The organism is Lacibacter luteus, assembly GCF_004118265.1.
Taxonomy (GTDB): domain Bacteria; phylum Bacteroidota; class Bacteroidia; order Chitinophagales; family Chitinophagaceae; genus Lacibacter; species Lacibacter luteus.
Map to the genome: position 1 here is coordinate 495,117 of NZ_SDHW01000001.1, position 11,784 is coordinate 506,900.

General features: G+C 41.8%; 6 protein-coding genes. 2 read left to right on the forward strand and 4 right to left on the reverse strand.

Annotated elements, in window-relative coordinates; genetic code table 11:
- Positions 1-22: 22 nt before the first annotated feature.
- The 4 genes from ESA94_RS01790 to ESA94_RS01805 all read right to left on the reverse strand — a co-directional run bounded on the left by ESA94_RS01790 (position 23) and on the right by ESA94_RS01805 (position 8,164).
- Complete coding sequence (locus ESA94_RS01790) at positions 23-2,152, reverse strand: hypothetical protein (protein WP_129129140.1); 2,130 nt, start codon at positions 2,150-2,152, stop codon at positions 23-25.
- 10 nt (positions 2,153-2,162) lie between these two features.
- On the reverse strand, positions 2,163-2,663 hold the full coding sequence (locus ESA94_RS01795) for a hypothetical protein (RefSeq protein WP_129129141.1): 501 nt from the start codon (positions 2,661-2,663) through the stop codon (positions 2,163-2,165).
- A 27-nt stretch (positions 2,664-2,690) separates the two neighbouring features.
- Positions 2,691-5,552 (reverse strand): glycoside hydrolase family 2 protein, encoded by a 2,862-nt coding sequence (locus ESA94_RS01800; RefSeq protein WP_129129142.1) that lies wholly within the window; start codon positions 5,550-5,552, stop codon positions 2,691-2,693.
- Positions 5,553-5,656: 104 nt separating this feature from the next.
- Positions 5,657-8,164, reverse strand: coding sequence for a glycosyl hydrolase 115 family protein (locus tag ESA94_RS01805; protein ID WP_129129143.1), 2,508 nt, complete (start codon positions 8,162-8,164; stop codon positions 5,657-5,659).
- A 636-nt stretch (positions 8,165-8,800) separates the two neighbouring features.
- On the opposite strand from ESA94_RS01805, the gene ESA94_RS01810 reads away from it, so the two are divergent.
- Positions 8,801-9,007 carry a hypothetical protein gene (locus ESA94_RS01810; protein WP_129129144.1) on the forward strand — a complete coding sequence of 69 codons (207 nt, stop codon included), beginning with the start codon at positions 8,801-8,803 and terminating at the stop codon, positions 9,005-9,007.
- Between the two features lie 159 nt (positions 9,008-9,166).
- Complete coding sequence (locus ESA94_RS01815; protein WP_129129145.1) at positions 9,167-11,119, forward strand: T9SS type A sorting domain-containing protein; 1,953 nt, start codon at positions 9,167-9,169, stop codon at positions 11,117-11,119.
- The last annotated feature ends 665 nt before the right edge of the window (positions 11,120-11,784 follow it).

Genomic DNA, 11,784 nt, shown 5'->3' on the forward strand with positions numbered 1-11,784 from the left:
CTTAGGTTTCCTTTTTCTATTATTAAAACATTTTCCTCAACCCTTCCCATTTCACATTCCAACTTTTCGGAAAGCCAATATTAATTCCTTTATCTGCATCAGCACCGGTACACATCAACGCCACTGCATTTAATACACCACCGTTGCCCGGTAAATAAATCGTCAAACGATCATCCTGGTAATTATGTCCGTTGATCAAATATGTATTCGTACGCACAGGCATCAGCAATGCATTCACCGCTTCTTCGCCCATGTGTAAACGTGCAGCCGTCATGGCCATCAGCGGATAATCCCAACCCCATGTTTCATTCCAATCCCATTTTTCCAACACAGTGAAATATGTTTTCTTCATCACAACCGTATCCAAACCATTTGCAGCAGGAATAGTGCTGTAAGCACCCAGCACTGCCGGATGATCCGTTAAATACTTTGATCCTTTTTCATAACAATCAGGTGTGTTGCCTGCAGCCAGATAAACTCCATTGATCTGTGGCAACGGTGCAAGATTGTTAATGATCTCATCCCATTTCTTTTCTCTTTGCAGACCTGCACGTATGCGCCATTGCTGCGCCACTTCCAATGCCCAGCTCCAATACGATAATTCATACGTAGGATTGAAAGTAGAAACAGCATCAAAACATTCCTGCGCAGGAATTAATCCTTTACCGAGATTATATTTTTTTGTTGCTTCATTATATGATGGAAATGATGCCATGAAATCAGCCGTAGCAAACAACAACTCTTTGTACTTGTTGAGTGTTTTATTATTTGGATTGTGACGATACAACATCTCCGCCATATAAATAAAATGCGGCTGCTGCCAAATAAGAAATGCACCAACTGACGATGGCGCTTCATCACCATTGTTATCCGTCATCTTTTGCCATCGTAAACCTTCAAAGCCCTGGCGTTTGGCAATGAGCTTTGCTTTTTCTGCAACAGAGAAATACCAGTCTAAACTTTTTTCCATCAGCTCAGGTCTCCCCCATTGTGCAAAATGTACCGCATGCCACCAATGCATTTCAAGGTGTGGTTTACCAAACCAACTGTTATACGTTAAACCTGTTTCCTGTGGCGGATAAGCAGATGAACAATTTACTTTGGTGAGATATTGCGACAGCACCACTCTTCTTTCCATTTCAAATGCACGTGGATTTTTTGTAGCAGAAAAATCAACTGCACCACCACTTAGCCAGAATTTCTTCCAGCTCACTTCACTGCTTTGTTTTGTTTTGAAGAAGTTGGTGATGGTGGTTACAGGTTTCTTTTCAGAAAAACTGAAGCTGCATTCAAAGGAACCTTTTGCTGTTGGTTGCAATACGAAATAATGGGCAGCTATTTTTTTGATGGTTGCAGAAGAAGTCCAGTTTACATCCACATAATAGTTGGTTGTATCGAGTGTGCGTTTGATGAGTGCAGAACCTGTACTGCTTGTAAGGGATGATGAATGTTTATCATCGCTTTTGTAATTGTCGCCAACATCTTTAAACTGACCATTTGGGTAAGGAAAACGCAGACGTACTGCAATGCGGTTACTATTTAACAGCGACGATTCGATACGAAATGAAACAGCATCATGCAGTTGATGTGCAGCTGTTGTTATTTTCACAGGCACACCCTCTACTTTAAAACTGCTCGTGATAATTCCTGACCAAACATTCAGTTCCTGTTTGATCTGTTGAATATCATTTGCCATTGCAAGCGAACCATCTTTCTTCTTTATTTCCAATCCAATATTGCCTAACTGCAAACGATGTGGATTCACACGGAAATAATCAACGGTCTTTCTGCCAAGCTCCGGTTCCTTTACCTGAACCGTGTAAGAAATTTTTCTTCCTTCCAGGTCGTAGGTTTTTAATGCATCCTTTACGTTTAAATTTTCTGTGTTGGGAAAACTGTGCCAGCCCCATGCAGATTGTGTACCTAATGGAACTCCTTTGGCATATGCTTCAGGAAAACTCTGCATACCTGTTGCATCAACAGTAAAAGCAAAATTGCCATTACCAACAGTAAGCGAAGAAAGCGAATCGATCTTATTCACTTTTACATTGTGCCGTTTAACGACTGCTTCACGGTTGATGGTTTGTGATTGAACCACAGAGGCACTAAGAAAGAAAAAAGCGAAAAGAAGAAAAGAAGTTTTAAGTTTCATTCGTACTATTTTATTTAAAACCGCTGACGGGGTTAACAACTGAATTTGATAAGTTTTCGTAAAATTTATTAATTCGAGGAGATAATAAAATCAAAAGAGTCCAAAGAATTGGTATAACAACTGACCATACCAGTCCCCAATAACCCGACTTTATAAATCTCCCGCCATCATGTATAATATTTAGATACATTAAGCAGCAAAGAAAAACTCCAAAAATTAACGGTGACAAGATACCCCATCGTATGACAGCAAGCCTAATCTTGAAATCAGAAGAAATTGGCAAGAACACAAATATCAAGGAAAACATATACGAGCCACTTGTTGATACTCCCATCTTTTCTGCGTAAGCAAGTCTTATTTCAAACGGACAAAAAAACATCACTACAAATTGAGTTATTACAGTCGCTAACGCAAAAAACATAAACAGCTTCATTTCTGTAGGTGCAGAAGCCATTTTTTTAAAGATATTATCTGCACGAGTTGGATTTACTTGTTCTTTCCTTTTTGTCATAGTTTTTTTTAGGTTGTTGAGTGATCCTTAGAATACATTATCAATTGCAGGCCGACTGTAATTCTCTTTTGAATCTGTTGTCTTTGGCAAACCGAAATAAAAATACAATGTACGTTTCTTACTGCCGCTCACATGATTCAGTTCACTCATTGGCCCGTACACTCTTGTATTGGTAGTTAATCCTGTTGCCAGCTTGGTTCCTATTGGCGGAATACAATCTAAGAAGGAAATATTACCAACAGGAATTTCAGGATGTGGTTTGGCTGCCGCACTCAACGCATAAAAATCAAAGAGACGAACAAACAAACCATTATCAGGCGAGGCAATGTAGAGTTTGCCTTCTACCGTACTCAACTCCATCCATGTAACATCACCATAGTAACCTTTGAACTCCGGATATACCACCGGCGAATAACCCGTATGCGTATTGTTGTAAACATTCTGCCACACATTTACAGGTGTACCGGCCATACGGTTTTTCCATTGGCGTGAAGGGCCTTTACCCAACCAACGTGCACCCAACACATAATTTTCCGGATAATTAAAACTGATACCCGTAAATGGAAGATCACCTTGCACCGCATATTCATACTCCATCGTTGTCCAGCCGCTTGCATTCATTTTCCATTTCACTGTTTTCAGATCGCCGGTATATGTAAACTCAACAACAACATCATTGCCTTCTTTGTATGCTTTTGATGATGCAACTGTGGCCGTTCCTTTTACCAGCACAGGACCATTGTTGAATGAAAGCACATAATCGTTCGATGTATTTTTTGTTGTAACAAGATTGCCTGATTTTTTATCGAGTACAACTGTTACATCACCCCCGGTGATCGCATAAACCGTATCGGTTTCTTTAATGGTTGCTGCTTCATTCGTTGCTGTAACAAAACCACTCAGCTGTACCTGTTTTGTTTTGATCTCGCTTGTCCATTTGTAGATCTCTTTTCCAAACTGATCTCTTGCAACAATCACCAAGGCATCATAGTTTTTATAATCAGCAGGTAATTGTAATTGCAGTGTGCCTTGCTTTGTTGCAGCAATATCCGGAGATGTAATGGTTCCTTTTTGTTTGACGATGTATCCATCAAAACGATCGAATGGTTTACTGAAATCAACCAATGCCCAATAGAAACTGCATTGTTTGGTATTGGTGAAATGAAAACGGTTGTCGAGTTCAATGCTGCCGTTGAATGTTGCAGGTAATTGTGCTGGCAGTTTTAATTGAATGGGTGAAAATATTTCACGCAATGCATAATAGCTTCCCTCTTTCTCTCTGTGCGGACCAAGAATACCATCGTTGGCATTCAGTCCATTTGCATCAAGCATATTGTTGAGATCGGTACGAACAACCGATTCATCCACCAATGCCCAGATAAACACACCACCACTCTTCTGCGATTTCCAATGCAGGTTCCAGAAATCCTGCATAGCTGCACCTGCACCACCATCATCCTGCGCATGCAACATTTCTGTTGGCATGTAGATCAATGAATCGTTCAATATTTTTTCAGTGCTGTAATAATCTTCGTAGTGATTGCAATCAATTCCGTTAATGGCATTACCCGGACGATGATGCGCATGAATAACCGTACGGTTCGAGAAATCATATTGTGCATAATCATCTACCAGCTCTTTGTTATGTCCACCTTCGTTACCATTACTCCAGAAAATGATCGAAGGATGATTCAGATCTCTTGTCACCATTTCTTTTACCAATGGTGTACCGGCTTTTGTACTGTATGCTTTTTGCCAACCGGCTAATTCATCAATTACATAAATGCCCAACGAATCACACAACTGCAAAAAATATTTATCCGGTGGATAATGACTGCAACGCACAGCATTCATATTCATTTCTTTGATGATCAAGGCATCCATCAACTGCTGTTCGTTGCTTAAGCTACGTGCCGTTTCAGGCCACCAGCAATGACGGTTAGCACCTTTCATTTTCACCTGCACACCATTGATGTAAATGCCCATACCATGACGCACTTCAATGGTACGGAAACCAAACTTCTCAACAACTTGGTACTTTTCTTTTCCGGCTAATAATGTAACTCTGACAGAATAAAGATTTGGAGTTTCGCTTGTCCATTGTTTAACGTTATCCAACTTAGCTTCAAGTATTGTAATAGAATCTCCACGAAGTGCTTTCCCAAGAATTGTTTTAACAACATTGCCCTTGCTGTCAAGAATATCGGCTGTCAAAATAGATGTAGCGCTAATATTCTTCATCAATACTTTCATTCCAAACTTACCGTCAGCCTTTGCATCTATTCCCACATAGTCGATAAATTGTTTTGGTGTTGCTTCTAAAAACACCGGGCGAAAAATGCCGCCAAACACCCAATAATCAGCGAGGCGTTCTGCGTTGTTCACACTGGCATCGCTGCTCATCTTGCTCACTGTTACTTCAAGCGTATTCGGTTTATCATAATTCAATAAAGAACTGATATCATATTTGAAACGATAAAATGAACCACGATGAATTTCACCTGCGCTCTTACCATTGATCTTTACTTCTGTATCCGTCATGCTCCCATCAAACACAATGTTGATGTTCTTTCCTTTCCATGCAGCAGGCACGTTGAATTGATACTTGTACATTCCCTTCTCATCATAAAAACGAAAATTCTTTCCATTGGTTTTGTAATCACGACCATAGTTGTAATTACCAAAACCCTGCTGCTCCCAGCAACTCGGCACCTGTATCTTTTTCCATTCGCCGCTGTTACGACCAGCCGTGCAAAAGAAATCCCATTGCACCGTATGTGTAGCATCCGTACCAGAGAGGAATTGAATTTGCTTTTGTTGCGAATGCAAAGAAGTTATGAGTAATAAGTTAAGAGTTACGAGTAACCCAAGTTTGAAAATTCTCTTCATCGTATCGTTTTTAGTATCATTTTTTTGAACAACAAAGACAGAAAGACATTAAGCAGCACAAAGTCTTTGTGTTCCTTTGTGCTTTTGTGGCTTAGTGGTTCAACTTACTCCACTTCCACTTTTCTCAACGCCAATCCCGTATCTAAAAAATAAACCCTCACCGTTGTCACTCCTTCTTTCGTTATACTCAACGGCAACACGGCTTCGGTATAACCTCTTAAAATATCAGTCTTCCATCGCTTATCTTCCTGCGGATTATCAATATCTGCAAATTGTACTTCAGCATTGTTGATGGATACTGCAAGTCCGAGGCTTCTTCCTTTATGAATCGCATGCGTTGGCAAACATTTCAACACCAACTTGTAACTACCCGGCTTTACGTTGAATGTATAATCAACATACGGCGCTTTGCTCCATTCTTCTTTTTTGAATGAAGTGCCTGTAAACGGATAACGTGCAATACTTTTTCCACCAGCACCTAAACCTGCAACAGTAATGATCTTTTCTGTTGCAATTTCTTTTTTCAGTTTATAATCACCAGCATACAAACTCAGCAGTGAAGCTTTGCCTGTTTGCACACCAAAGGAGTCAACTGTTCTGTCTAAATATCTTCTGTCGTAAACAACGGTTTTATTTACGCCGCCTTCCAGCACTTCAGGTGCAGCAACAGCAGGCATACCAAACACCGAAAGGTTGCGTGGCATATCGCTCATCATGCCATTCCATTTTCCGTTTTCAATACCGGTATTGTAGTGCAGTGTTAATTGTTTGATTGTTTCATACGCTTGTTTCGATTTTAACGAATACTCTTTTGCCTGTGCAGGAAATTCATAACTCATCTGCGCATAAATGATTTTTTGATTAATGAGAGCTGCACCTTTTACCGGGTATTCGATCAATTCAAAAAATGCATCCATCAACTGTTGCGGAATTTTCTTTTTGAGTGCTTCTGTTTTTGCAAACAGTTTTTCATACGCCAGTAAACGTTCTGTTCTTGCAGCAGGCACATAGGTGAGCATACGCATGAACTCCGGTTTACCTTCCTGTGCCAAACGATAATATTCATTTTTGACCGCTGCAATTTCAGGCGCTAATGTGTTTCCAAAATTCTGCGTTGCCCAGTGCAACACATACTGCTGTGCTTTTTCAGGTGTCCATGCATGGATGTCCCATGCAAGATCTAAGAAGAACTGTGTTTCCAGTTCGGCAGGTTTAATGTCGCCAACATTCACCACCCACAAACGATTTGCACCAAACTGGTAAGCCTTCGTCATTTCATAAGAGATCAATGAAGGCGCTGTTGTTGACAACCATGTATGATCATGTGGGCCACCTAAGTAAGACAAGTGATAATACACGCCACTGCCGCCACTGCGTTTTTGTTCTTCGGGTGTACTCAGCTGACGGATATAACCAAAATTTTCATCGGGCCAGATGATGGTAATATCATCAGGCAGTTTCATACCCCTGCGGTACAAACTCAACACTTCTTTGTAAGGAACAAATATCTGCGGTAGTTTTTCTGCAGGCTTTTTAAAATGATTTTGCAAAATTCCACGTTGATCGCTGATGATCGTTTCCAGCAATTTTACTTTTTCACCCGGATCATTCGGGCCGGGCATACCACCATCGTGCACACCACGCATACCAATTGTCACTACCGATTCATAATTCACCGCTTCTTTAATACGATCATCCCAATAGGTATAGATCTCATTCTTGTTTACATCGTAACGCCATTCACCGGGTTTGCGTTTATATTCTTCTTCATAGCCATGCTCCCATTCACCTACGTTGTTACGCAACATCGGTTCGCAATGACTGCCGCCAACTGCAATCGCATAGTCATTGGCCAGCTTCGGATTTTGTTTGTAATAATAAAATGCTTTCGTACTGTCGTGCATCGCCGGCCAGATATAGTTTGCTTTCAAACGCAGCAATAGCTCAAACACTTTGGCATAAGTTTTCGGGCCTATGTTTTGTACATCGGTATCAATTGTGCGTTTTGCCCAGGGAAACAATCCCCAGTCTTCATCATTAATAAAAATACCACGATACTTCACCGAAGGTTCTTTCGACGCATAACTACCGGAAACGTACAACTGCTTTTTCTTTTGCGGCGTTACATCGGCCCACCAAACCCACGGAGACACACCCAACATTCTCGACAAATGAAAAATACCATAAGCCGTTCCTCTGCGGTCGCTTCCTGCAATAATGAGTTTGTTACCGGATGTTTTAATCAGAAAACTCTCCCACTTGTTGTTGATGGACGACACATCGAGTTGTTTTGATCTGATCAGTTCATCTATCAAAGCTGAACTCCCAACCGTACCCGCCACAATGGAAAAATCTTTTGTTGGAACAGCTGACAATACCTGCATCTGCCGACCGCTTATTAAAGCAATATCATTTGCAAGTGCATTGGCAGCAATGCTCACCACTTTTGCATCTTGTTCATCCACACAAATGGAAGCAACAGACGAAGAAGTAAATAAAGTAAAGGAAGATGTTTTTTCTGAAACAGTTAACTGATTGGTCTGCGACCAACCATCATTCACAAAAAGAAAAAAGAGACAAGAGCAAAACAGCAGTTTCGTAATCTTCAGCATACACAATCGTTTAAAACAGCATGTAAATTTAACGCACAGGAATGCTAAGCTATCCTGCGGCATCCTGCAATGAATAGTGGGTATCTTTTCAATACATTAACCAGGCGGAGCAGTCTTTGTGCAGGAGTTGTGCCGAAGCAATGGGCTGTGAATGATCTTAGGCATGCCATACCAGTTCAACTTTGTAAGCAATGATGTAAAAACAAGAAAGCGCTTTCTCAATAACACATTACTCCGTTCGATTCAGTCTTCTATTCACTTTATCTGTCATCATCACTACTCAAACAAAGGAAATTGGTGAACGCTATCCTGAGTTTGCAACGCCAGATTTAACGATTGTTGCACACCGTTTTGTTTCTTTCACCTCGTCCTTTCTTACCAACAATTACCCTCTCTTCAAAAATTGCAAAGACTTGATTCCATTTCCAACAGAGTAAAACACTTAGTTGGGTTAGTCAATTACCAATACATTTAAAAAATAACGATATATTGAACACAAACACACTTTCATAAACAACAGGCAGCAGTTATTTTTAACCCATCCCGCAATTGATTGTTTCGGATAGTATACAAAACTGAATGCAGATTCAGTCTATTCAGCAGCTCAATTGTTCCACATTTAAAAAATCCAATAGCATGCAAAATCCATTTCGGTTATTCGGCTTGTTACTCCTCTTTGTGTTCTCACACATGCAGCTTTCTGCTCAAACGCAATTCTGGTCAGATGATTTTGAAGATTCCGGTTCACCTTCCAGCGGAACCAGAACTCCTTCCACTACCGTTTTATGTGGCGGGCCGCCGGCAACAGCCTATTTTAACCGGGTAGTTACTTCTTCTATTTGAACAGGAACTGTTTATACTGGTTTCTCCGGCTCCAAATTCTGGGCATCAGAAGATGTAGACAAAGGACCTACCTGTGTTAACAATTCAATCACTGCACATCAAAACATTGCATGGTCATCCATTAATATCTCAGGCAAAACAGGTTTAACATTTAAGGGCTTGTTTGCAGTAGGCACTACTACAGCATTTGATGGATTTGGAATAGTCAATTCCGGCGGCACTTCTGTTTATGATTATTTGATTGTACAATACCGGATCGATGGAGGTGCATGGACAGATCTTATCCGTTTTTTCCCGTCTATCAACAACGCAGGCAATGGTACTTTAGCTGTTGAAACTACCGGCGATTCAGTTGCGCAGGGAGAAGGAACAGGTTTAACCACAACTGCTGCAGAATTTACAGCCAACATTATCGGCACGGGAACAACCCTGGAACTGCAGGTAAAATTGCACAGCAACAGTGCAGCAGAAGAAACATTGATCGACAACTTCCGGTTGTTTGAAACACCGGCATGCGCTAACCCAACCATTACAAGCCAGCCGTCGAACGCTTCTGTTTGTAACGGAAACAATACTTCATTTGCTGTTACTGCAACCGGCGCAACAGGTTACCAATGGCAGGTAAACAGCGGCTCTGGGTTTTCAAATATTTCAAACGGGGGCGTGTATTCAACTGCCACCACTTCATCCCTGACTATAACAGGGGTAACCAGCGGAATGAATGGATATACGTATCGCTGTGTTACAACAAACAGCACCTGCTCTACAACCAGCAATGCTGCCACACTAACAGCATCAACACCATCGCTTACCGCTGCTTCACAAACCAACCTGGCCTGTTTTGGCGGAGCTACCGGCTCTGCAACAGTCAATACTGCAACAGGTGGTATTGCCGCCTATGCCTATAACTGGACACCCGGAAACCCAACGGGTGATGGTACCGTAACCGTAACCGGTTTAACAGCAGGTACATGGACTTGTACCGTAACAGACAATATTGGTTGTACTGCAGAAAGATCGTTTACCATTACACAGCCCGCATTAACTCCCGGCTCCGGCTCTTACTCGTTACCAACAACCAACCAAGCGATAACACAACCTGTAAACAACTATAACTATTCAAACGGCACATGCGAATTAATGACAGCCGTGGTTGCCTCAGGAGCAAGCCCGGTAAGCGGTGAAGTTGCCAACAAAGTGTGGATTGAAAGCAGTGTTCCAACCCATGCATCCATCCCATTTGTACAACGTCATTACGAAATAACACCCACAACAAATGCAGGCACCGCCACAGGTACAGTAACACTGTTTTTTACCCAAACCGAATTCGACAATTTCAATGCACATCCCAACAGTGGCATGAAATTGCCAACAGGCCCTGCCGACAACCTAGGTAAATCCAATTTGCGTATCGGCAAATACAGCGGCGTTTCCGGAAACGGTACTGGTCTGCCGGCTTCTTACAGCAGCTCTGCAATAGTAATCGATCCGGATGATGCAAACATTATATGGAATGCAACGGCCTCTGCCTGGGAAGTAACGTTTACAGTAAACGGCTTCAGTGGCTTTGTTGTTCAAACAGTATCGGCCACGCTACCTGTTACGTTTCGTTCGTTCGCAGTAAGCCAAAAGGGGGAAAATGTATTACTGAACTGGGTGACTGAAATGGAACAAAACGGCCATACGTTTCAGGTACAACACAGTTTCAATTCAATGAACTGGACGACTCTTTCAACTGTTGCAGCAGCAGGTAACAGCAATACAGTAAAAAACTATGTATACCTGCATCGCAACGCTTCTGCCGGAATCAATTATTACCGGATTGTGCAACAGGATCTGGATGGCAAAACGTTCTACAGTGAAGTAAAAACAATACGGATTGAAGCACAAACAGCAGCCATTCATATTGTAACAACACCGGTGCAGAACGGGCAGGTTCAATTAACGGTTACCGGTAACGCTCAAACTATCCGCCTGTACAACATGCAGGGATATTTACTGTTAACCCGTTACCTCGAGCCGGGTACACATCGTTTAAATGTAAGCCATCTTGCAAAAGCAATGTATTGGCTCAAGGGTGAACAGAATACAGAAAAACTGATCATTCAGTAAAGGATAAAAGCACTGCTTACCCGCAAACTAATTCGTTATACAAAGCTGCCGTGGATTGTGAACAAACCACGGCAGCTTTTTTCATGACAACCGCTTCATGCGTAGCAATAACAAACATTACTGGTGCAGGTCTCCCGACCTGTACCTATCCGTTACTTATTTTGGAATAGAATGTTGTGGTAAGATTAGTAACGACTGGACACAGGTCAGAGACCTGCACCAGAGGAGGATTGTGAACAAACCACGGCAGCTTTTTTCATGACAACCGCTTCATGCGTAGCAATAACAAACCTTTGCCATGGTTCGTGTCTTCACGAACCACTTGTTATGTTTCCTGTTTTTTCTTAGTGGTTGAAGTCTCCTCCAATCACTTCTATAAATACATTTCGGTTGGTGGCGACAACAACCGATAAAGAAGAAATATCCCGTCAATTCAAAGCTCCTTACGAAGCCCGTCATGTCGACGAGAGGAGACATCTCTACATTCGCAAACTGTTCCATTGCAATCAACCCGACAAACTATCAACTCACAAAGAACGTAGAGATCCCTCGTATCCTCCTACGTTACAGTCGGAGTTCTAAACTCGGGATGACGTTCTATTGAGCAACATCATAAACCTCATCAATAAACAAAGCTCCCCACGAAGCCCGTCATTGCGAGGAAC

Coding starts and splice junctions, on each gene's coding strand:
- ESA94_RS01790 (WP_129129140.1), bottom strand. CDS start 2,152: ATGAAACTTAAAACTTCTTTTCTTCTTTTCGCTTTTTTCTTTCTTAGT.
- ESA94_RS01795 (WP_129129141.1), bottom strand. CDS start 2,663: ATGACAAAAAGGAAAGAACAAGTAAATCCAACTCGTGCAGATAATATC.
- ESA94_RS01800 (WP_129129142.1), bottom strand. CDS start 5,552: ATGAAGAGAATTTTCAAACTTGGGTTACTCGTAACTCTTAACTTATTA.
- ESA94_RS01805 (WP_129129143.1), bottom strand. CDS start 8,164: ATGCTGAAGATTACGAAACTGCTGTTTTGCTCTTGTCTCTTTTTTCTT.
- ESA94_RS01810 (WP_129129144.1), top strand. CDS start 8,801: ATGCAAAATCCATTTCGGTTATTCGGCTTGTTACTCCTCTTTGTGTTC.